Below are 22,642 nucleotides of genomic sequence, written 5' to 3'. Positions count from 1 at the left end.
CCCGTCCCGGCGGCGGCAGGTGCCGCCGGGACGGGCCGCCGGGGGTTACATGCCGGCCGAGGCCAGTTCCATCGCTTCTTCAGCGGCGGTCTGGATCTCGCTCCAGGCGTCTTCGGACTTGAAGGTGCCGTCGGCGACGCCGTTCAGGACGCCTTCGATGGAGCCCTTGACGGCCGGGTGGTAGTAGGAGTAGTTCAGGGCCGGGAAGTTCTGCACCGACGCTCCGATGATCTGGCCGACCGGGGCGTTGTTGAAGTACTCGTTGGTCTTGTCGGCGACCCGCGGGTCGGCCTGCGCGGCAGGCGAGGACGGGAAGTTGCCGACGGCCTCGAAGACCTTGATCTGCTGCTCGGGGGCGGTCAGCCACGCGGCGAGCGCGGCGGCCTCCTCCGGGTGCTCCGACTGCGCCGGGACGCCGAGCCAGGAGCCGCCCCAGTTGCCGGCGATGCCGGGAGCCGCGGCCATGTCCCACTTGCCGGCGTTGTCCGGGCCGGAGGTGGGCTGGATGACGCCGCCGGCCATCCACCCGGGGCACGGCATGACGGCGTAGCCGCCTTCGATCATGCCGGCGTTCCACTCGTCGCTCCACGACGCGAAGTTGCCGATGGCGCCCATGTCCTGGAGCTCCAGGACGGTGTCGATCGACTGCTTGGCGGCGGGGGAGTCGAGGGTCAGGTTGCCGTCGCCGTCGACGTACATCTCGCCGTCGCCCTGGCCGGCGAGCTGGCCGAGGAGCATGTTCTGCAGCTGGGTGGGACCGTCGAGGAAGGCGGCGCCGGTGTTCGCGTCCACGAACTGCTGGGCGACGGACTTGAAGCCGTCCCAGTCGGCCCAGAGGGCGGCGAGCTCTTCGCGGTCGGTCGGGAGGCCGGCGGCGGCGAACAGGTCGGTGCGGTAGCACATGCCCATGCCGCCGACGTCGGTGCCGAAGCCGACGAGGGTGCCGTCCTCGGACTTGCCGAGCTCCCACTTCCAGTCGACGTAGTCGGCGGCGCGGCCTTCGTACTCGCCGCCGAGGTCGTACCAGTGCTCGGAGTTGCTGAACAGCTGGGTGACGCCCTGCTCGTCGATGCCGACGACGTCGCCGGCGCCGGAGCCGGTCTCGAGGGCGGTCTCGAGCGCGGGGCGGAACTCCTGGTCGAAGTTGACGCCGTCGCCTTCGATGACCACGTCGATGTTCGGGTTCTCGGCTTCGTAGGCGGCTTCAAGCCCGGCTTCGGTGTACCCGAAGGTGCCGAAGACTGAGACGGTGAGCTTGATCTTGCCGTCTTCGCCGGTCGCGTCGTCGTCGCCGCCACCGTCGCCGCTGCAGGCGGCCGTGACCGCGAGGGCTCCTGCGGCGACGGCCGCGAGGGCGGCCCTGCCGTTCTTGCGATTGAGGAAATGCATCTTTGCTGGTTCCTTCCGAGCGCCTCGGCGGCGCCTTGCGTTTTTCCAGAGGGGTTAGAGGGACTTGTATTGCCTTGGCGCCCATGGCGGGGGGGTGCGGGGCGCCGGGGGGGGCCCGCGGCCCCCCCCGGGTAACGGCGCGGGGGTGGGCCCGGGGGGCGGGACCCGGGGGGTCTTTTTTGGCCGGGGCCCCGCGGGGGGGGGGGGGGGGGCCGCGGTGGGTGCCCGGCGCCCCGCGACTGAAACCGCCGAGGCGTTCGCCCTTGGGAGCGATACCAGGATCGTACGGGAGCGTGTTCCACAGCGCAAGCCCGGGTGTGAGGGTCGTTACGGGTTCGTTGCACTGTTGATCTTGGCTAGGAAATCGATGATCGCAGATCTATAACTGTGATCGAGATCAGACAGGCCCGTGAACTGCCAAAATGTTAGACATTGGGTGTTGTGTCCTCCAGTCCAAGTAGAAATTTAGAGATGTCAATGTATTGACATTCAGGCCTGAAACTTGGCAGCATGACTTGGGAGCGCTTCCGCAACCCGGTCCGATTCGTTCCACTCGTGCGGTTCGAAGTGGGCCATCCCGGCATGAGCGCTCCCACGGAAAACGGACACACCACCCACAGGAGTAGCCAAATGGATCTCGACAACCTGGCCCCGCCGCGGCGCGCCAAGCGCCGATGGCGCCGCGCCGCCGCGGTGACGCTGCCGGTCGCCCTCGTGGGCACCCTCGCCGCGGTGGCCGCCCCCCAGGCCTTCGCCAATCCGACCTGCGGCGGTTTCGAATACAACATCGTCTCCACCTGGGGTGGCGGCTTCCAGGCCAACGTGACCCTGACCGGCGGCACCGCCGGGCTCAACGGCTGGGACCTCGAGTGGCAGTTCCCCGCCGGGACCACGGTCGCCAATGCGTGGAACGTCGACTGGAGCCAGAGCGGCTCCACCTTCAAGGGCAGCGACGTGGGCTGGAACGGCACCGTCGCGTCCGGCCAGAAGCGGGAGGTGTTCGGCTTCATCGGCTCCGGTTCGGCCACCGCCCCCACCGGCGTCAAGGTCAACGGTGAGACCTGCGGCAGCGTGACCCCGGTCGAGCCCGAGCTCGAGGTCTCCCGCACCAACGTCGTGGTCGACGCGGGCGCCACCGCCTCGATCGATGTCGGCTTCTCCGCCGCGACCCAGTCGGCGGCGACGGTCACGACCGCGCGCACCGCCGGCTCGACCGCGATCTCGGTCGCCTCGGGCGGCTCGCTCAGCTTCGCGGCCGGCGCGACGGCGACCAAGCCGGTCACCTTCAGCGCGGCCGCGAACGCCGCGCCCGGCGACTCGGCGACCTTCACGGTCTCCTCGCCCGGCTTCGACCCGATCCAGGTGGTCGTCTCGATCGCCGACCTCGGCGAGGTCACCCAGAACGAGGAACGTTTCCTCACGATGTACGACCAGCTCGCGGGCACGGACTCCCCGTACCTGCACCAGACGGGCGTCCCCTACCACTCGGTGGAGGAGCTCATCGTCGAGGCGCCGGACTACGGCCACGAGACCACCTCGGAGGCACTGAGCTACCAGATGTGGCTCGAAGCCGCCTACGGCCAGGTCACGGGCGACTGGTCCGGTTACAACCAGGCCTGGGAGACAGCCGAGACCTACGCGATCCCGGACCTGAACCCGACCAACTACAACCCGAGCTCGCCGGCCTCGTACGCGCCGGAGTCCGACAGCGTCCAGGACTACCCGACGCAGCTGGACTTCAACGCGCCCGTGGGAGACGACCCGCTCGGCGCCGAACTGCGGAACACCTACGGCAACAACCAGGTCTACGGGATGCACTGGATCCTCGACGTGGACAACGCCTACGGCTTCGGCGAATGCGGCGACGGCACCACCGAGCCCGCGTACATGAACACCTTCCAGCGCGGCTCGCAGGAGTCGACCTGGGAGACCGTGGCGCACCCGTCGTGCGAGACCTTCGACTTCGGCGGTGAGAACGGCTTCCTCGACCTGTTCGTGGGCGACTCGGCGTACTCCCAGCAGGAGCGCTACACCGACGCCCCCGACGCCGACGCCCGCGCGATCCAGGTCGCGTGGATGGCCCAGAAGTGGGCCACGGAGCAGGGCGCCCAGGGCCAGATCGCCGGTTCGCTGGACAACGCGTCCAAGATGGGCGACTACCTGCGGTACGCGTTCGCGGACAAGTACTTCAAGCAGATCGCGGGCGACTGCATCGGCATCAGCACCTGCCCCGACGGCTCCGGCAAGTCCTCGTTCCACTACCTGCTCTCCTGGTACTACTCCTGGGGCGCGGGCATGAACGGCGACTGGTCCTTCCGCATCGGCGGTTCCGGTGTCCACCAGGGCTACCAGAACCTCATGGCCGCTTACGCCCTCTCCGAGGGCGGCCTGGCCCCCGACTCGCCCACCGCGGACGACGACTGGGCCAAGAGCCTCGACGCCCAGCTGGACTTCCTGGAATGGCTCCAGGTCCCGGCCGGGTCGCAGGGCGCCGGCGCCATCGCGGGCGGTGCGACGAACAACTGGGGCGGCAACTACGGCAGCCCGACCACCTCCGCCGAGCACAACGGCCTGTACTACGACGAGCAGCCCGTGTGGCACGACCCGCCGTCGAACCGCTGGTTCGGCTTCCAGGTCTGGGGCATGGACCGCGTGGCGCAGTACTGCTACGAGACCGACGACGCCCGCGCCTGCGACATGCTCGACAAGTGGGTCGCCTGGGCGCTCTCCGAGTCGGAGATCAGCGCGACCGACTACAGCCTGCCGGGCGACCTGGAGTGGAACGGCGAGCCGGGGGCGGGCCTGTCCGCCTCGGTGCTGACCATGTCCAAGGACCCGGGTGTGGCCGGCGCGTTCGCGAAGATCCTGTCCTACCACGCCGCCGCCAGCGGCGACACGGCCTCGCAGACCGCGGCCTCGAACCTGCTCGACGGGCTCTGGGCGATCAACGACGGCATCGGCGTGACGCAGACCGAGGGCCGGGCGGACTACTGCCGCTTCGGCGACGAGGTCTACATCCCCGAGGGCTGGACGGGCACCATGCCGAACGGCGACGTGCTGGAGAACGGGGTCACGTTCATCGAGACCCGCTCCTTCATGAAGGAGTTCGAGGGCTGGGACCAGGTCCAGGCGTACATCGACGGCGGTTGCACCGGCCCCGCGCCGGAGTTCGACTACCACCGGTACTGGCACCAGGTCGAGGTCGCGACGGCCTTCCAGACCTACGCCGTCCTCTTCGAGTAACCACCGTTGGACGCGGCGCCCGGTGACCAAGCCGGGCGCCGCAACCACCAAGACGCAGTGAGCGGCGCGATCGGTTGCATGGCCTCCGATCGCGCCGTCGTCGTGCTGGTGCGCTCTTGCGCCCGTTGGGGTCTCAAGCTGAGCACACAGGTCGGGTCCGCCGGACGGGATCGCGGGCCCACCGGGCCCGACCTCTATGCTCAGCGCTGCTGGCCCCCACCGCCAGTGCGCTGCATGTGGTCTCGCGCTAGTCGACGTCGATGTCGAGGTCCTGGGCGGCGTCCCAGAAGCTCTCCGACACCGGCCGGGCGCTGGCGATGCCGGCCATGGCGGGGACGCCGCCGGGGAGGTAGGTGGAGGCGATGGTGGTGTAGTCGACGCCGTCGTCGGCGTGGGCCACGGTGATGGTGCCGCCGGCGCGGATGAGCCGCAGCCATATCTCGTCCGATTCGGTGTCTACAGGAGACAGCGACCAGTTGGTGTGCTCGCGCGTGGTCACGGTGGAGACGAGGTGTTGGCCCCCAAGGTATTCGGCGCCGGTCTTGATCCAGTTGGATTCGTCGACGCGAATGGTGAGGGAGGCCTCGGCGTGCTGGTGGCGGTGCTCGGGGCGGAAGCGCATGGCGATCTCGCCGTCGGCTCCGAGCTCGAGGCCGTAGATGTAGACGTGCTCGCGCAGGTGCTCTGAGCCCGCGCTTCGGCTGAAGGTGGTCTTGACCTCGAAGTAGGGAGTGATCAATCCCCCGTCAACCGTCCACTGTACTTCTTCTGAAGGAGACTGCATAATCCCATGATGCCACACGCGATCGGGGCGTTTTCGGGCAAATCGGACGTGGTAACCCAAAGTTAATCCAGTCTTCGGATCCGTCACATTCCTGAAACCCCAGCTCAACCAACCTATGCAGCGCAGGGTGCGGCCCTCATAACGTTTTTTGGCGAGCGCTGCTCCGGCCCTCCGGCGGTACACCGAAACGCCTGTCGCCCAAAGTCTCGCAGTCGCGGCGAGCCTGCGAGCCGCGGATTGGCGCGGACTCGCAGTTTCCGGGCCGATGCGCACCAGGCTACCTCCGCATCGCGGAATTGCAAATACCGGAACAGAAGTGGATTTCGTGTTGCATGTGATCCGGAATGGCTCACGAGTTCGCGTCCGTTCGCTTCCGCGCCAGGCGGACTAGAGTGCCGAGTGCTCATACCCGTGTCCTCGTGGACGGTTGAACCGTTAATCCGGATAGTGGCGTACGCAGTGCACGGAAGCGAAGGCGAATGAGGAGATAGCGTGAGCATGCAGCATTCAGCGAGGCAGGCGTCGCACGATGCCGACACGCCTGAGCCGGGCCGCGGCCTGCCGCGCCAGGAGCGCACCGCACCGCCCCGCCGCACGCGCCATAACGCCGACTCCGCGCCTGATCCGGCCTCGATGGTGGTGCCGATCCCCGCCCGCGCGCGCCGCTCCCGCCGCGAGGGCGGCCCGTCGAAGCTCTTCTCCCTGGAGGAGCCCCCGCCGCTCGAGGCGCCGCTGGGGATCACCGAGATCATGGGCTGGTCGCTCGCCTCCGCGATGTGGCGCGACCACCTTCCCGAGCAGTTGCTCGGCATCGACTGCGCCTCTTGCAAGCAGGCCTGGCCGTGCGACACGTGGAAGATCGCCGACGACCTCCTCACCGAGTGCTGCGAAGCCGCCGGCGGAGCCCCCGCCAGAGCGCGGTAGCCTCCAGGCGCCCCAACTGCCGCAAAGTTGAGTCGACCTGGCTCAACTTTCGTGCGATTCATCACAATTTCCGTGATCGACTTGACAGTCGATACCTGTCGTTCGAACATTGAGTCTATCCGGCTCAACTTGGTTCGGGGTTCCCGCCCGGCCGCTTGAGACAGAGACTCGTCTCCAATTCCGGAGACATCTGTTCGACTACGTCAGGAGATCAACATGGCACGTGCGGTCGGTATCGACCTCGGCACGACGAACTCCGTGGTCAGCGTCCTCGAAGGCGGGGAAGCCACGGTCATCACCAATGCTGAGGGGGCCAGGACCACCCCGTCCATCGTCGCGTTCGCCAAGAACGGCGAGGTGCTCGTCGGCGAAGTGGCCAAGCGCCAGGCGGTCACGAACCCGGACCGCACCATCCGCTCCGTCAAGCGCTACATGGGCACCGACTGGACCGTCGACATCGACGGCAAGTCGTACACCGCGCAGGAGATCAGCGCTCGCATCCTCATGAAGCTCAAGCGCGACGCCGAGGCCTACCTGGGCGAGAGCGTGACCGACGCGGTCGTCACCGTCCCGGCGTACTTCTCCGACGCGCAGCGCACCGCCACCAAGGAGGCGGGCGAGATCGCGGGCCTCAACGTCCTGCGCATCATCAACGAGCCCACGTCGGCGGCCCTCTCCTACGGCCTCGACAAGGGCGAGGAAGAGCAGACCATCCTCGTCTTCGACCTCGGCGGCGGCACCTTCGACGTGTCCCTGCTCGAGATCGCCGACGGCGTCATCCAGGTCAAGGCCACCTCCGGTGACAACCACCTCGGCGGCGACGACTGGGACGACCGGGTCATCCAGCACCTGGTGAAGACCTTCAACGGCCAGTACGGCGTGGACCTGTCCAAGGACAAGATGGCCATGCAGCGCCTCAAGGAGGCCGCCGAGAAGGCCAAGATCGAGCTCTCCAGCGCCACCAACACCTCGATCAACCTCCCGTACATCACCGCGGGCCCCGACGGGCCGCTGCACCTCGACGTCTCGCTCTCGCGCGCCGAGTTCGAGCAGATGACCTCCGACCTCCTCGACCGCTGCAAGAAGCCGTTCGAGCAGGCCGTGAAGGACGCCGGGATCAACGTCGCCGAGGTCGACCACGTCATCCTCGTGGGCGGCTCGACCCGCATGCCGGCCGTCTCCGACCTGGTCAAGCGCCTCATCGGCCGCGACGCGCACAAGGGCGTCAACCCCGACGAGGTCGTCGCCATCGGCGCGACCCTCCAGGCCGGCGTCCTCAAGGGCGAGGTCAAGGACGTGCTGCTCCTCGACGTCACGCCGCTGAGCCTCGGCATCGAGACCAAGGGCGGGATCTTCACCAAGCTCATCGAGCGCAACACCACGATCCCGACCAAGCGCTCGGAGGTCTTCACGACCGCCGACGACAACCAGCCCTCGGTGCTCATCCAGGTCTTCCAGGGCGAGCGCGAGATCGCGGCCTACAACAAGAAGCTCGGCACCTTCGAGCTCACCGGCCTGCCGCCGGCGCCGCGCGGCGTCCCGCAGATCGAGGTCACCTTCGACATCGACGCGAACGGCATCGTGAACGTCTCCGCGAAGGACTCCGCCACCGGCAAGGCCCAGTCGATGACCATCTCGGGCGGCTCCAGCCTGGCCCAGGACGACATCCAGCGGATGATGGCCGAGGCCCAGGAGCACGCAGAGGAGGACCGGCAGCGCAAGGAGGAGGCCGAGGCCCGCAACATGGGCGAGTCGCTGGTCTACCAGACCGAGAAGCTGCTGGCCGAATCCGGCGACAAGATCCCCGAGGACCTCAAGGGCCGCATCAACGACGCCACCGGCACCCTCAAGGGCGCCTTGGGCGGCAGCGACATCGAGGCGATCAAGACCGCCACCGAGGAGCTGTCGAAGGTCAGCCAGGAGGCCGGGCAGGCCATGTACGCGGCGGCGCAGGCCGCTTCGGGCTCGCAGCCCTCGGCCGCCCCGAACACGGACGCTCCGGGCGCCGATGACGTCGTCGACGCCGAGATCGTCGACGACGACAAGGACCAGAAGTGACGGACGAAGGCAACAAGGACGCCGACGACGTTCAGGAGCCCGAGGGCGGCGGCGCCGAGGACGAGCTGACCGTGGACGACATCCTCGCGGCCGCCTCGGACGACGGCCAGGCCGCGGACGACGCGGTGGCCGTCCTCCAGTCCACGGTCGAGGAGCGCACTCGGGACCTGCAGCGGATCACCGCGGAGTTCCAGAACTACCGCAAGCGCGTCGAGCGGGACAAGGCCCGCTCGAGCGAGCTGGCCACGGCCGCTGTGCTGCAGAGCCTGCTGCCGGTGCTCGACGACATGGACCGGGCGCGGGACCACGGGGACCTCAACGGCCCCTTCGGTTCCGTGGCGGAGCAGCTCGTCAATGCGCTGGCCAAGCACGGCCTGGAGTCCTTCGGCACGAAGGGCGACGCGTTCGACCCGCAGATCCACGAGGCCGTGGCGCACATGCAGATGCCGGGGGTCGACGGACCGACCTGCATCGACGTGATGCGCTCGGGCTACCGCCTCGGCGACAAGCTGCTGCGCCCCGCCCTGGTGGCGGTCGCGGAGCCCAGCGACGACGCCGAACCGGTTGCGGCCGAAGCGGAGCCGGAGCCGGAGGCTCCGGAAGCCGAGGCCGAGGCGCCGGAAGCGGAGTCCGAAGGCGACGAGGCCGAGGAGATCGCCGAGGAAGAGGCGATCGCGGCGGCCGAGTCCGAGGGCATGACCGATGTCGAGCCCGGCGGGGACGCCGAGCCCGAAGGCAAGACCAAGAAGAAGAAAGACAAGGGCGACAAGGACTCCTGAGGTCCGAGCCCGATCTAGAGACAAGTAGAGGAGGCGTCCGGTGGCATCGCAGGAATGGCTTGAGAAGGACTTCTACGCCATACTCGGCGTGCCGCAGGACGCCTCCAAGAAGGACATCGAGCGGGCGTACCGCAAACTCGCGCGCGAGCTGCACCCCGACCACAACCCCGACCCTGCCGCCGAGAACCGCTTCAAGGGCGTCTCGGAGGCCTATTCGGTGCTCCACGATGACAAGGCGCGCAAGGAGTACGACCAGATCCAGCTGATGAAGTCCGGCCGGGGCGGGTTTGGAGGCATGCACGGCGGCGGCATGCCGGGCGGCGGGGGCGTGAACTTCGAGGACCTGTTCGGCAGCCCGGGCGCTTCGGGCGGATTCGGCGACCTCTTCGGCGACCTGTTCCGCGGGGGCGGCGCGCACCGGCGCCGCAGCGGCGCCCAGCGCGGCAACGACCTGCGCACCCACATCACGCTCGACTTCGCCGACGCCGTGAAGGGCACCACGACCGAGATCCGGATGCGCGCGCCGGGCGAGTGCGACACCTGCCACGGCTCGGGCGCGAAGCCCGGCACGGCCCCGAGCACCTGCGCCCGCTGCGGCGGCAGGGGCCTGGTCACCGAGAACCAGGGCGCGTTCAGCTTCGCCCAGCCGTGCCCCGAATGCGAGGGCACCGGCACCGTGGTCACGGACCCGTGCGTCGAATGCGGCGGCACGGGCGCGACCACGAAGGACCGCATCATCACCGTGCGCGTGCCGGTGGGCATCGGCGACGGCCAGTCGATCCGCTTGGCGGGCCGCGGCGCCCCGGGCGAGCGCGGCGGGCCCGCGGGCGACCTGCTGGTGAAGGTGGCCGTGCGGACGCACCCGCTGTTCGCCCGCGACGGCGACAACGTGACGGTGCGCGTGCCGGTCTCCTTCCCGGAGGCCGCGATGGGCGCGAAGGTGAAGGTGCCCACCTTGGACGGGCCAGTGACGCTGCGGATCCCGGAGGGCACCCCGACCGGGCGCGTGCTGCGCGTCAAGGGCCGCGGCGTGCCCGGCAAGGGCGACCTGCTGGTCACGGTCGATGTCGAGGTGCCGCAGGCACTCTCGGCCGAGGCCCGTGAAGCCCTGGAGAAGTACGCGGCCGCCGCCCCGGCGGCCGACCGCTCGAAGCTGGAAGAGCTGACGGGCCAATGATGTTGCAGAAGGTGCGTCTCCGCGTCTGCCGCTTCCCGTGGGAGGCTGAGGCGCCCGCGCCCGGCACCCGCCGGGGGCGAGGCCGCGACCGGTCGACGGTCGAAGAGTCGAAGAGCTGACGAGGCACTGATGGTCATGGCGAAACTCGCGAGCCGGCAGACGGCGCTGCAGCAGGTGCGCTTCCGCCTCGCCCGCCTCCAATGGGAGGACGAGGCGTCCGGTGAAGACCGGGCCGCCGTACCCGGCGCGCGCACCGGCGAAGCGACGGCGCCGCGCCCGAACCGCGAGGCGACCGCAAGGCCGCGCGCGGGACGACCCTCCGCGTTTCGGCCGAAGCACCCGGCCGCGGGCGCGCCGAACCCGATCGCGGCGGCCGACGATCGCGCCGCGGCGGCGCCTGCCGCCCCCGGTCCCCGGGCCGGCGACGCGGACGCGGCACGCGCCGACCGCGAGCAGGCCGCCGAGCCGCACCCGGGGCGGGTCGCCGCCTCCCCGGCTCAGCGCCCGGCGACGGGTGCACCGGACCCGATCGCCGCGGAGGCCGACGAAGACACGCGAGCACCACACCGGACGAACACCGAGCGAGGGAGGGAACCGTGACCGCTTCGGACCGCACCGGCTCCGGCCCGGCCGCTGGGCCCGGCCGTCCCGACGACCGCGCCGAAGGCAGCGCCCGTCGCACTGGCCGCTCCGCCGAGCGTCCCGCCGACATGAGCGCCCGCCACCAGGTGCGCATCGAGATCGCCTACCACCAGCGCCGCACCGGCGGCGGCGACGAGATCGACTACGACGCCAAGATCCTCGCGATCTCGGCCGCGGCCGAGATGGCCGGGATGCACCCGCAGACCCTCCGCCAGTACGACCGGCTCGGCCTCGTCGAGCCCGCCCGCACGCCGGGCGGCGGCCGCCGCTACTCCGTCCGCGACGTCACCCGCCTGCGCGAGATCCAGCGCCTCTCCCAGGACGAGGGCGTCAACCTCGCCGGCATCAAGCGGATCATGGACCTCGAACGCGAAGTCCAGGCCGTCCGCGCCGAGGCCGGCGCCGCCGTCGAAGAGCTCGCCCGCGAACTCCAGCGCGCCCGCGCCCAGCTGGCGGAGCTCCAGGCGATGGCCGGTCCGTTCGGCCGCTCCACCGACATCGTCCTGTGGCGGGGCGAACAAAGATGACCGCTTGCCTTCACTCTTCGTCCCATTAAGATCGGGCCCATGCGACGAAAACGACGACGCTCGATCGCGGCCGGCAAGCCCCGCCGAGCCCGACATCGAAGTCCCCGGCCCGGCGGCGGCGACCCGCTCCGGGCTTCGGAACCGCACCGCGCTTCGCGGCAGCACCGGGGGCCTGAGCGATGCTCATAGCCATCGGCCTGGTCATCATCCTGGCGGTCACCGCCGCCACGGGCTTCTTCGTGGCGCTCGAATTCGCTTACACCGCCGTCGACCGGTCCCGCCTCGAGGACATCGCGAACGACGGCGACCCCCGCCGGGCCGCCCGCGCCCGCCGGGCACTCAAGATCTGCACCTCCCTGTCCTTCGCGCTTTCGGGCGCGCAGCTGGGCATCACCGTCACCGCACTGTTCGTCGGCTTCTTCGCCGAGCCCTACCTCGGCCAGGGCCTCGCCGACCTCCTCGGCGTCGCCGGAGTCCCCGCGGGCGTCTCGGTCACCATCGGCGTCACCTTCGCGTTCCTGTTCGCGAACGTCGTCCAGATGATCCTCGGCGAGCTCGGCCCCAAGAACCTCGCGATCGCCCGCACCGAAGCCCTCGCGCTCGCACTGGCCGCGCCCACCCACGCCTACCTCACCGTGTGCGGGCCGATCATCCGCTTCTTCGACGCCGCCTCCACGAAGCTGCTGAAGCGCATGGGCATCCAGCCGGTCGAGGAGCTCGAGCACAACGCCACCCCCGAAGACCTGCACCGCATCATCGACGTCTCCCGCGACGAAGGCGCCCTCGACCGGGGCCTCTCCGAACTCCTCGACCGCGGCCTCGACTTCTCCGCCACCGTCGCCGACCAGGCCATGACCCCGCGCGTCAACGTCCAGACCCTCTCGGCCCAGGCCACAGTGGCCGACGCCGTCGAGGCGCTCGCCGGGGGCCACTCGCGCTTCCCGGTCGTCGGCGACGACGTGGACGACCTGCGCGGCGTCGTCGGCCTCAACCAGATCATCGGCGTCCCCCGCGAGGACCGTGCGACGGTCCGGGTCGGCGAGATCGCCGACCCGGCCCTGCTCGTGCCCGCCTCGCTGCCGCTGCCGACACTGCTCGAGCGGATGCGAAGCCAGCACCGGCAGCTCGCGTGCATCGTCGACGAGTTCGGCGGCTTCGCCGGGATCGTCACCCTCGAAGACCTCGCCGAAGAACTCGTCGGCGAGATCCGCGACGAGCAGGACCGCTTCGAAGCCGTCCCGGTCTCCCTCGCGGGCGGCGCCTGGCTCATCCCCGGGCGCTGGCGCATCGACGAGGTCGCCGACGCCACCGGGATCGAACTCCCCGAAGGCGAGCACTACGAGACCATCGCGGGTCTCGTCATGTCCCAGCTCGGCCGCATCGCCCACCCCGGCGATACGGTCGACGTCGACACGGTGCCCCAAGTCGGCGACGCCCCAGAGCACTCCGACAACGCGCCCCGCCGCGTCCGCATGGTCGTCGTCTCCTGCTCCCGCCATGTGCCGCAAGCGATCGAGCTGCGGCCCCAACCGGTGGAGGTGGACGCGTGAGCACCGCCCCCGCACTGCTGATCTCCGCACTCCTCCTGGCCGCCAACGCGTTCTTCGTGGCCGCCGAGTTCGCCCTCGTGGCCTCCCGGCAGCACCGCCTCGAACAGGACGGCTCCCGCGCCGCCCGGGCCGCCCTGCGCGGCACCAGGAACCTCTCGCTCATGCTCGCGGGCGCCCAGCTGGGCATCACCGCGTGCACCGTCGGCCTCGGCGCGCTCGCCGAACCGGCCCTGGCGCACGCGATCGAGGTCCCGCTGGAGGCCATGGGCCTCGAGGGGGCGGCGCACCCGATCGCGTTCACGATCGCGCTGCTCATCGTCGTGTTCCTGCACATGGTCGTGGGCGAGATGATGCCCAAGTCGTGGGCGATCACCCACCCCGAGGCCTCGGCGATGGCGCTGATCTGGCCGTTCACCGGGTACGTGTGGGCGACGAAGCCCATCCTGCTGGGCCTCAACCACGGCGCGAACGCGATCCTCAGGGCGCTCAAGGTCGAACCGGCCGACGAGAAGGCCCAGGCGCACTCTCCCGAGGAGCTGCGGTACCTGCTGCGGTCCTCGGCGGAGGCCGGGATGCTCGGCGAGCCGGAGCACCAGATGCTCACGCACGCCATCGAAGTGCAGCGCCGCCCGGTGGGCGAGCTGTCGATCCCGTGGCCGGAGGTCGTGACGATCGCGGCCGGATCGACCGCGGTGCAGGCGGAGGAGCGCAGCCGCGACACGGGCCGCTCACGCCTGGTCGTGGTCGACGCGGACGAGCGCCCCATCGGCCTCGTCCACGTGCGCGAGGCCGTGCAGGCCGAACCGGGTGCCGCGGTCGCCGACATGGCCGCCGCGCCGCTGCTCGTCGGCGCCGAGACCACGGTCGCCGCCGCGGTCGCGCTCATGCGCCGCCAGCGGGCCCAGCTCGCCCTCGTCACCGGCCCGGACCGCGAGGTCACCGGCCTGGTCGCCATGGAAGACCTCCTCGAGGAGATCATGGGTGACTTCTACGACGAGACCGACAGGATTCGCTGAGATTCGCACTGCGGCGGCCGCAAAGGGGCGGCCGGATGCAGGGCTTTTGAACACGCCCAAGACCGACATGTCCCTAGGGCGTGTTTGTCCCAATTTATACCGCTTTCAGGCGCGACTATGGAGCTTCCACCGTTTTTTGCTACAACTCTGGAAGACCATGTCGAAATTCTTCGAGGAAACCGGCCCCGAATTCGCTGTGAGCATGCGCGGCTACGACCGCCAGCAAGTTGACGAGTTCACCACCCGGCTGTACCAGAACATCAAAGATCAAGAGCAGTACCGCGATGACGCCCAGAGCGCGTTGGAGGCCACCGAGCAGCAGCTGCGCCGGGCCGAGGAGCGCATCATGGACCTGGAGCGGCGGGTGGCCGAGCAGGCCGCACTGTTCGCCGAGGTCGAGGTGCCGACGCTGTCCGGGCTCGGCGCACGGGTCGAGAAGGTCCTGCGCGCCGCCGAACAGGATGCCGCGGTCGAACGAGAGGACGCCAAACGCCAGGCCGTGTCCATGCTCAATGAGGCTCGCGCCGAAGCCGAGGTGAGGATACGCAATGCCCGATCCGAGGCATCCGAGATGACCGCCAGCGCGGAGCGGGACGTCACCGAGATCCGCGCCCGCGCGGTCAACGAGACCACCGAGATGCGCGAGAACGCGCGGCGCAACCATGAACTGGCCGTCGCCGACGTCCGGCGGGAGGCGCAGACCGCTCAGAGCCAGACCCGTTCCGAGGCTGAGAAGCTCCGCTCTCAGGCCGAACGCGAGATCGCGGTCCGGCGGGCCACGGCCGAGCGGGAGGTCGCCGAGCTCAGGGCCATTGCGGTTCGCGAGGCCGACGAGCAACGCTCGGCCGCCTCGAGCCTGGTTGCCGAGACCGCCGAGCACCGCAAGAAGCGCACCGAGGAGCACGCCATGGCCGAGGCCGAGCGGCGCGAGCGGGCCCAGAAGATCGAGGCCGATCGGCTCCAGCAGGCCCTCGCCACCGCCCAGCGGATCGTCGCCGAGGCCGAGGAGCGCCTGGTGCTGGCCGAGGAGCGGGCGCGCAGCGCCGAGAACCGAACCCTTGAGCGCCGCGAGGAAGTCGACCTGCAGGCCAAGGGAACGCTGGACCGAGCCGTCGAGCAGGCCAGGGCGATCAAGGCCGAGTCGGAGAAGGAGGCGGCCCGGGTGCGAAGCAGCGCCGAGGAGCGCGCCGCCGAGTACGTCCATCCGCTGGTGGAGGAGGTGGAGGCACTCATGCGCCAACGGGACATCGCCAGTTCGAACCTGACCGACCTGGGCCGCCATCTCGGCCTGGTCTCCGAAGAGGAGGAACCCACGACTGCTCCGGCCGCGAACTCCGACTTCGGCTCGTCCTTCGTGAACGACGGACTCGACGTGCTCTCCATGAGCAGCGGCTTCGACTTGCCGGTCTCGCTCGAGTTGTTCGACTTGGACACGGCGCCGCTGCTGGTCAAGCAGCGCGTCAGCGCCGACGTCGACCGGACCCAGCAGTTGCCGGTGGTCCGTTAGCGGGCGGGACGAAGCGAAGAAGCGCCTCGACTTCGTTGGGGCGCTTCTTGCCATGCGCGCCTTGACGGTTTCGCGATGATGCGCTGGCCGGGCGTGTTCCTCACGAGTTTCGGGGCTTTCAGGCGTGATGATGACTCATCAACCGTTTCCTGTGACTCTGGAAGACCATGTCGAAATTCTTCGAGGAATCCGGGCCCGAATTCGCTGTCGCCATGCGCGGCTACGACCGCAATCAGGTCGAAGCGTTCACTTCGCGGCTGTACGAGAACATCAAAGCCCACGAGCAGTACCGCGACGAGGCGTCGCGGGCATTGGAGGCCGCCGAGACGCAGCTGCGCCGCGCCGAGGAGCGCATCAGCGCCCTGGAGCGCCGCGTCAGCGACCGGGCGACGCAGATCGCCGAGGCTGAGGCCCCGACCCTGTCCGGGCTCGGCGCACGGGTCGAGAAGATCCTGCGCGCCGCCGAACAGGACGCCGTCGTCCAGAAGGCCGACGCGCAGCGCCAGGCCTCGGCGCTGCTCACCGAAGCGCGCGCCGAAGCCGAGTCGATGAAGCGCTCGGCCCACTCCGAAGCCGCCGAGATCACCGCCACCACCGACCAGGACGTCACCGAGCTCCGCGCCCGAGCGGTGAACGAGACGACCGAACTGCGCGAGGACGCCCGCCGCAACCACGACCTGGCCATCGCCGACGCCCACCGCGAAGCGCAGACCGCGCAGAGCCAGTCCCGCGCTGAAGCCGAGAAGGCGCGCTCGCAGGCCGAACGCGAGATCGCGGTCCAGCGGGCCACGGCCGAACGCGAGGTCACTGAGCTGAAAGCGCACGCCGCCCGCGAGTCGGACGAGCAGCGCGGCGCCGCGCAGCGGCTCCTGGCAGAGGCGGCCGAGCACCGCAAGAAGAAGACCCAGGAGCTCATCCTCGCCGAGGCGGACCGCCGCGAGCGGGCCCAGAAGGAGGAGGCCGACTGGCACCAGCAGGCCGTCGCGACCGCGCAGCGGATCGTGGCCGAGGCCGAGGACCGGCTGGCGCTCGCCGAGGAGCGGGCGCGCAGCGCCGAGCACCGGTCGGTGGAGCGCCGCGAGGAGGCTGAGCAGCAGGCCAAGGACGTCGTGCAGCGCGCGGTCGAGCAGGTCAAGGTCGTCAAGGCGGACGCGGTGAAGGAGGCCGAGCGCTTGCGCCGCAACGCGGAGGAGCGCGCGGCCGAGCGCGTGCAGCCGCTCGCCGAAGAGGTCGAGGCCCTGACGCGCCAGCGCGACAGCGCGGGCTCGAACCTGACGGACCTGCGCCGCCAGCTCGGTCTGGTCTCGGGCGAGGACGAGCCGATCCTCTCGTCATCGTCACCGTCCGCGTCTTCGTCGTCGAGCGCTTTCGACTCCCCGCCGCCGAGTTTCGACCTGCCGTCGGCGGGCAGCGGGTTCGAGTCCCCGGCGCCCCTGGGGGTCTTCGAGTCGGAGTCGGCGCCGCTGCTGATCAACAAGCAGCGGGACGGTTCGGACGTCGACCGGACCCAGCAGTTGCCGGCGGTCCGCTAGGCCCGCAGGCGCAATCGCATACGTGACGCCGCGCGCCGCGGTCAGCCGGGAAGGGAGCGAAAACGTTCTCCGCACTGGCCGACCGCGGCGCGGCCCTATATTATAAATAAACTGAACTAATTCGGCGGGGACGCGTCACCGCCCGCCCCACCCCCGGCCCGCGAAGCCGCGCGAGCCGGTAGCGCTACGACAACCACCACCACAGGAGCCCCCGCACATGCAGCGCCGCATCTCGCTGATCCCGCAGCCGCAGCAGCTCACCGCCGCAGACGGCGACCTCGACTTGAGCCTCCTCAGCGCCATCGCCGCGGCGCCCGAGCTCAACCCCCTGGCCTGGCTCCTCTCCGACGCCCTGGGCCGCGGCACCGGCCTGCGCCTCCCCGTAGTGCAAAGCACCGCGAAGGACCCTGTCGAAGGCCGCGTCCTCCGCCTCTCCCTGGCGGGCGACCGCCCCGAGGACTTCACCACCGCCGCCGAGGCCTACCGGCTCGACGTCACCCCTTCCGGCGTCGACCTCACTGCCGCCCACCCGGCCGGCATCGCCCGCGGCATCGCCACCCTCCGCCAGCTCCTCCCCGCCGACGCTCTCCGCGAGGCCCCCGCCGCCGACCCGGTCGTCCCGCTCGTCCGCATCACCGACGAGCCGCGCCTGCGCTGGCGCGGCGTGATGCTCGACGTCGTGCGGCACTTCCAGCCCAAGGACTTCGTGCTCAAGATGATCGACCGGGCCTGGCTCCACCGGCTCAACGTCGTCCACCTGCACCTCACCGACGACCAGGGGTGGCGCTTCGAGGTCCCGTCCCGCCCGAAGCTGACCGAGATCGGCTCCTGGCGCGCCGAGACGAAGGTCGGCCACGCCCGCGACGAGCCCGCGGGCTATGAGCCGACGCCGCACGGCGGCTTCTTCTCGGTCTCGGACCTGCGCGAGATCGCCTCCTACGCGCGTGAGCGCCACATCATGATCGTCCCCGAGGTGAACCTCCCCGGGCACGCCCGCGCGGTGCTCGCGGCCTACCCCGAACTCGGTGCGGGGCAAAACAAGCCGGTGTGTCCGACCTTCGGCGTCTTCGAGGAGGTGCTGGAGCCGACCCAGGCCGCGCTCGATTTCGCGCTCGAGGCGTACACGGCGATCGCCGAGGTCTTCGACGGGCCGTTCATCCACATCGGCGGCGACGAGGTGCCGATGACCCAGTGGGAGTCCTCGCCGATCGCCCGGGAGCTGATGGAGCGCGAGGGCATGGAGGACGTGCGCGGCGTGCAGGCCTGGTTCACCAGGGCCTTCTGCGAACACCTCGCGACGATGGGCAAGCGGGTGATCGGCTGGGACGAGATCCTCGACGGCGGCGCGCCGGCCGAGGCCGCCGTGCAGGTCTGGCGCACCCAGGCGTACGTCGAGAAGGCCCTGGAGGCCGGGCACGAGGTGCTGGTCAGTCCGCAGACGCACGTCTACTTCGACCACTACGAGAGCGAGGACCCGAGCGAGCCGCTGCGCATCCACGGCCTCACCCCGATCGAGAAGGTCGCGGCGTGGGACCCGGCTCCGGCCGGGGTCGACGAGTCGCGGATCCTCGGCGCGCAGTGCCAGCTGTGGTCCGAGTACCTGCCGAACCCGCGCGACGTCGAGTACGCCGCGTTCCCGCGCCTGGCGGTCTTCGCCGAGGTCGCCTGGACGAATGTCGATGTGCGCGAGGCGGATCCGGTCCTGGACCGGCTCGGCGTGCACCTGGAGCGCCTGCACGCCATGGGCATCGGCTACCGGCCGCTCGAAGGCCCGAAGCCCTGGCAGCAGGGCGGCACCGGCCGCTACCGCCGCTTCGACTTCCAGTTCACCGAGCCTGAGGTCGAGTAGTTCCGAATAGCCTTGGTGCGAAACCAAACCCGTGCGGGCCGCTCATGCGGCCCGCACGGGTTTCTCTACTATGAAGCTCAGTCCCCGACGGCGGCGTCGGCGTATTGCGGGTCAGCAGCAGGGTCAGCAATCGAGACCGCCGGTGCCGCCGCCGGGGAGTCCGACCCGGGCCCGGTGGCCCGGAAAACTCCCGGTCAGGCGCTACGGGCGTCCGTAGCCGACGATGTCGCCGCCGTAGTCGATGTCGACGATCTTGACCACGGTCGTCGAGTTGGGGGCGTGGATGATCTCGCCGCCGCCGATGTACATGGCGACGTGCGCGAGGTCGTTGTAGAAGACCAGGTCGCCCTCTTGGAGCTCGTCGCGGGAGATCCGCGCGGTCTCGTCCCACTGCATCGCGGCGTTGTGCGAGAGGCTCACTCCGGCGGCGGCCCAGGCCTGCTGGGTGAGGCCAGAGCAGTCCCACTCGTCCGGGCCGGCCTCGCCGTACACGTAGGGCTCGCCGAGCTGTTCGATCGCGAACGCGACCGCGCCGGACGAACCCTCGTAGTCGTATTCGGCCGGCGGGTTCTCCTCGGCGTACGCGTCGTCGTAGTCCTCTTCGAGGTCGGCGATCTCGGCCTCGATGTCCTCCTGCTGCTTCTCGATCTCGCCGAGGATCTCGTCGGCGCTCTCCTTGAGCGTCTCCAGTTCCGTGCGGCGGGTCTCGAGTTCCTGGATCTGGGCCAGGTTCGCCTGCAGCGCTTCGGTCTCGGCGGTGGTGAGGTTGTCGAGGTACATGAGGCGGTCGGCGAAGTCGGCGGGGTCGCCGTCGAGCACGGAGTTGACCATGGCGTACTCGCCGCTGGTGTAGGCCGTGGCGGCGTACTCGGCGAGGGCTTCGTTCGCTTCGGCGGTCTGGGCTTCGAGCGCGGGGAGCTGCGCTTCGATCTCGTCGATGAGCTCGTTGGCGTCGTCGAGTTCCTCGCGCTTGGCGTTGTAGTCCTCGATGACCTTCTCGAGGTCTTCGTGGCGCTTGTCGATCTCCGCCTGGATCTCTTCACTCGTCTGCGCGTTCGCCGAGGAGGTCGTGAACAGCGCGGCGGTCAGCGGGAGCAGTGCTGCGGCCGCTAGGGCGGCAGTGATTCGCCGGGTACGCACCAGGGAGGCGCTCCTTCCTTTGGCCGCCTACCGGGTTAGCTGTCGGGTTCGGGCGGAAGGAAGGGTCGCCCTACGCGCCCGAGGACGCGATTCACCCCGTCGGCCCTGCTTGCATGCCGACTGCTGGTTCCCCGGTTCGGCGAGCCTGGGGTGCTCGTCGATTCGGCGGTGCCGCGCGGCGGGTGCGGGGTGCCCCCGAGTTTCCGACGCGACGCGTTCACGTTAGAGGCCGTTGTGGCCCTTGACAAGGGCAGGGGGAGAATTTTTCACACAATGGCACGGAATACTACGGGCCGCTGCACCTGGCTAACGAGCAGTTGCCGAGATACCCCTAAGGGGTATACAGTGGCGGCAGGAGGACCGAGCACACGAAAGGCGTGCCATGAGCGAGCAGACCGACCGCACCGGAGTCGCCGGCGATACGCCCCCGGCACCGGAGGCGCACGGCCACGACGGACATTACTGGTACCACGGGGACAAGGCCGCGCTCACGCGCCGCCTCAGGCGCATCGAGGGTCAGGTTCGGGGCATTCAGCGGATGGTCGAGGACGACCAGTACTGCATCGACATCCTGACCCAGATCTCGGCGTCGACCAAGGGGCTCCAAGCCGTGGCGCTCAACCTCCTCGAAGGCCACCTGGCCCACTGCGTCGCTGAGGCGCAGACCTCGGGTGACCCGACCGCCGCCGAAGCCAAGGTGAAAGAGGCCTCGGACGCGGTGGCCCGACTGCTCAGAACCTGAACCCCACCACACCCAAAGGGAGTAGCCATGGAAACCGTGTACGTCGTCAAAGGCATGACCTGCGGCCACTGCGTCGGCAGCGTCACCCAGGAGATCTCGGCGCTTCCCGGCGTCGAGGGCGTCGACGTCGTCCTCGAGACCGGCAAGGTCACCGTCAAGAGCGAGGCCGCCCTCACCGAGGACGCGGTCCGCGAGGCGGTCGACGAGGCCGGTTACGAACTCGTCGGCGTATCCGAATAGTCCATTGCGTCATGGCCCTGAGCACCCGTTCACCGGGTGTTCAGGGCCTCGTCATTGCCGCATCCGGGAACCGCTGCGATAAAGTCGGTGGCATGGCAGTCTCCGATGGCGAACGCCCCGTCTCCGACGACCTACGCTCCGTCGAACTCGACGAGGACTTCTCGGTGCTCCCGGACCAGACCTCCGACGACACCGACCGGGGCTGGGGCGAGGCGCCCGTCCGGCGCCCCCGCAAATCCGCGTTCTCGGCCCGCGACCTCGACCTCCTGGCGGAACGTCCCCCGCACTGGTAGGAACGCCGACCGCTCCACGTCCGGGCGCCGCTGAATGCGGGAGCTGTCGATGGGCGACAACAGCCTGGTGGCCGACGTCGTCCAGGACTCCCACCGCTGGTACACCGGCTCGGGGATCGGCGAGAGCATCGCGGACGTCGTCACCGCCATCGACAGCGGCGACTGGGTCGACGCCCTCCTCGCGGGATTCATGACCGGCCTCGAAGGCGTCGGCGGATTCCTCGACCGGCTCGGTACGATCGCGTCCACCGGCGTCTCCTGGATCATCGAAGCGGTCGAGCCGCTGCGCGAATTCCTCGACGACGTCGCCGGCGACGCCGACATCCTCACCGCCCACGCCCAGACCTGGACCAACATGGCCGCCGAACTGCTCGCGGTCAAGGACGAACTCGACGCGTACGTCGACGCCGACCTCGGCGCCTGGGTCGGCGAGGCCTCGAACTCCTACCGGCAGATGGACTTCAACGTCGAGGGCCTTGACGGCCTTTCCGGGCTGTGCGCCGCGATGGCCGCCGCCACCCGGGGCGCCGGAACGCTCGTGACCCACCCGCGAACTGGTGCGCGACATCATCTCCGAACTCGTCGCCACCATCCGGGGCCGCCGCCCCGTGTGGCTCGGCCTGGCCGCGACCGGCGTCGGCATCCCGGCCGTGGCCGCCCAGGCCACCGGCACGGTGCTGCGAGCAGGTCAACGAATAGGGGCCGCAATGCCGTACGACACTCCACTCACGGAAGCACTGTGGGCCGGACTCGGCGCCGAAGAACTCGCCCGCATCGCCGCGGTCGACGCCGAACGGCTCGAGGTGGAGCGGGGACGCCTCGCGGAGCAGTTCCGCCGCAACATCACCGCTCCCGTGTACTCGCTCAAGAACCGCTTCGCGATGTGGGAGACCCTCGTGTACAAGATGGGGAACGGCTGGCCCCCCGACGGCTACTACCTCATCGACGAGTACATGAACGACCTCTCCAACCGCGCCGAGACCGCGACCGCGATCGCCAAGCTCCCGCCAGGCCTCCAGGCGAAGCTCAAAGCCGTCCTGTTCACGATCGACGAGCAGTTCAACCGCCTCACCGCCCCCGGCGGCGGCGCCGAATTCGACCGCTGGAACCAGCGCCGCCCGGCCGGCATCCCCGCGGCCCTGTGGGAACGGCGCCCCATCGACCTGCCGTGGGAATCCTGACGACCGGCCCCCCGCCGAAAGGCGCGGCACCCGCGATCCGCGAACAACGGGCCGCGATCCTTCCGGATC

Annotated in this window: 18 protein-coding genes, 1 pseudogene and 1 riboswitch; of the genes and pseudogenes, 16 read left to right on the top strand and 3 right to left on the bottom strand. The window is 69.8% G+C overall.

The features are described 5' to 3' along the window. Positions 1-45 precede the first annotated feature (45 nt). Positions 46-1,389 (bottom strand): ABC transporter substrate-binding protein, encoded by a 1,344-nt coding sequence (locus O1R50_RS25215; protein WP_270113021.1) that lies wholly within the window; start codon positions 1,387-1,389, stop codon positions 46-48. A gap of 630 nt (positions 1,390-2,019) precedes the next feature. On the opposite strand from O1R50_RS25215, the gene O1R50_RS25210 reads away from it, so the two are divergent. Further along, positions 2,020-4,632 (top strand): glycoside hydrolase family 48 protein, encoded by a 2,613-nt coding sequence (locus O1R50_RS25210; protein ID WP_270113020.1) that lies wholly within the window; start codon positions 2,020-2,022, stop codon positions 4,630-4,632. A 247-nt stretch (positions 4,633-4,879) separates the two neighbouring features. Here the strand turns inward: O1R50_RS25210 and O1R50_RS25205 are convergent, their stop codons facing one another. Continuing rightward, entirely contained in the window at positions 4,880-5,371 is a 492-nt protein-coding gene (locus O1R50_RS25205) for a DUF1349 domain-containing protein (protein WP_270113019.1), read from the bottom strand. Positions 5,372-5,908: 537 nt separating this feature from the next. Between O1R50_RS25205 and O1R50_RS25200 the strand changes: the two genes are divergently transcribed. The 11 genes from O1R50_RS25200 (at position 5,909) to O1R50_RS25150 (ending at position 18,977) form a co-directional block, all read left to right on the top strand. Continuing rightward, complete coding sequence (locus O1R50_RS25200) at positions 5,909-6,340, top strand: hypothetical protein (RefSeq protein ID WP_270113018.1); 432 nt, start codon at positions 5,909-5,911, stop codon at positions 6,338-6,340. Positions 6,341-6,556: 216 nt separating this feature from the next. Then, the gene (gene dnaK / locus O1R50_RS25195; RefSeq protein WP_270113017.1) at positions 6,557-8,398 is read left to right on the top strand and encodes a molecular chaperone DnaK; all 1,842 of its coding nucleotides are present in this window, start codon (positions 6,557-6,559) and stop codon (positions 8,396-8,398) included. Next, positions 8,395-9,177, top strand: coding sequence for a nucleotide exchange factor GrpE (locus O1R50_RS25190; RefSeq protein ID WP_270113016.1), 783 nt, complete (start codon positions 8,395-8,397; stop codon positions 9,175-9,177). Before dnaK ends, O1R50_RS25190 begins: the two co-directional genes overlap by 4 nt. A 40-nt stretch (positions 9,178-9,217) precedes the next feature. Continuing rightward, positions 9,218-10,354 carry a molecular chaperone DnaJ gene (gene dnaJ, locus O1R50_RS25185; RefSeq protein WP_270113015.1) on the top strand — a complete coding sequence of 379 codons (1,137 nt, stop codon included), beginning with the start codon at positions 9,218-9,220 and terminating at the stop codon, positions 10,352-10,354. 135 nt (positions 10,355-10,489) lie between these two features. Next, positions 10,490-10,954, top strand: a complete 465-nt coding sequence (locus O1R50_RS25180; protein ID WP_270113014.1) for a hypothetical protein — start codon at positions 10,490-10,492, stop codon at positions 10,952-10,954. A gap of 110 nt (positions 10,955-11,064) precedes the next feature. Beyond that, positions 11,065-11,523, top strand: coding sequence for a heat shock protein transcriptional repressor HspR (locus O1R50_RS25175; protein ID WP_408612814.1), 459 nt, complete (start codon positions 11,065-11,067; stop codon positions 11,521-11,523). A 179-nt stretch (positions 11,524-11,702) separates the two neighbouring features. Continuing rightward, on the top strand, positions 11,703-13,073 hold the full coding sequence (locus O1R50_RS25170) for a hemolysin family protein (protein ID WP_270113012.1): 1,371 nt from the start codon (positions 11,703-11,705) through the stop codon (positions 13,071-13,073). Further along, positions 13,070-14,089: a hemolysin family protein gene (locus O1R50_RS25165; protein ID WP_270113011.1), complete on the top strand. Its 1,020-nt coding sequence runs from the start codon at positions 13,070-13,072 to the stop codon at positions 14,087-14,089. The genes O1R50_RS25170 and O1R50_RS25165 overlap by 4 nt, the downstream gene beginning before the upstream one ends. Before the next feature lie 157 nt (positions 14,090-14,246). Beyond that, complete coding sequence (locus O1R50_RS25160; RefSeq protein WP_270113010.1) at positions 14,247-15,596, top strand: coiled-coil domain-containing protein; 1,350 nt, start codon at positions 14,247-14,249, stop codon at positions 15,594-15,596. A gap of 167 nt (positions 15,597-15,763) precedes the next feature. Beyond that, positions 15,764-17,128: a hypothetical protein gene (locus O1R50_RS25155; protein ID WP_270113009.1), complete on the top strand. Its 1,365-nt coding sequence runs from the start codon at positions 15,764-15,766 to the stop codon at positions 17,126-17,128. 217 nt (positions 17,129-17,345) lie between these two features. Then, positions 17,346-18,977, top strand: a complete 1,632-nt coding sequence (locus O1R50_RS25150; RefSeq protein WP_270113008.1) for a beta-N-acetylhexosaminidase — start codon at positions 17,346-17,348, stop codon at positions 18,975-18,977. 201 nt (positions 18,978-19,178) lie between these two features. Here the strand turns inward: O1R50_RS25150 and O1R50_RS25145 are convergent, their stop codons facing one another. Further along, entirely contained in the window at positions 19,179-20,117 is a 939-nt protein-coding gene (locus tag O1R50_RS25145; RefSeq protein WP_270113007.1) for a C40 family peptidase, read from the bottom strand. A gap of 8 nt (positions 20,118-20,125) precedes the next feature. Then, positions 20,126-20,295, bottom strand: a riboswitch (cyclic di-AMP (ydaO/yuaA leader). A gap of 204 nt (positions 20,296-20,499) precedes the next feature. On the opposite strand from O1R50_RS25145, the gene O1R50_RS25140 reads away from it, so the two are divergent. The 4 genes and pseudogenes from O1R50_RS25140 (at position 20,500) to O1R50_RS25125 (ending at position 22,573) form a co-directional block, all read left to right on the top strand. Next, entirely contained in the window at positions 20,500-20,859 is a 360-nt protein-coding gene (locus tag O1R50_RS25140) for a metal-sensitive transcriptional regulator (protein WP_270113006.1), read from the top strand. Between the two features lie 24 nt (positions 20,860-20,883). Then, positions 20,884-21,099: pseudogene (locus O1R50_RS25135) on the top strand (heavy-metal-associated domain-containing protein); the annotation flags it as partial. 92 nt (positions 21,100-21,191) lie between these two features. Continuing rightward, positions 21,192-21,392: a hypothetical protein gene (locus tag O1R50_RS25130; protein WP_270113004.1), complete on the top strand. Its 201-nt coding sequence runs from the start codon at positions 21,192-21,194 to the stop codon at positions 21,390-21,392. 557 nt (positions 21,393-21,949) lie between these two features. Continuing rightward, positions 21,950-22,573, top strand: coding sequence for a hypothetical protein (locus tag O1R50_RS25125; protein ID WP_270113003.1), 624 nt, complete (start codon positions 21,950-21,952; stop codon positions 22,571-22,573). The last annotated feature ends 69 nt before the right edge of the window (positions 22,574-22,642 follow it).

Origin of the sequence: Glycomyces luteolus (assembly GCF_027622875.1) — a bacterium.
In the GTDB taxonomy this organism is placed as follows: domain Bacteria; phylum Actinomycetota; class Actinomycetes; order Mycobacteriales; family Micromonosporaceae; genus Glycomyces; species Glycomyces luteolus.
Note: the sequence above shows the minus strand (reverse complement) of the source record. Positions and strands in the feature narration are given on the sequence as shown.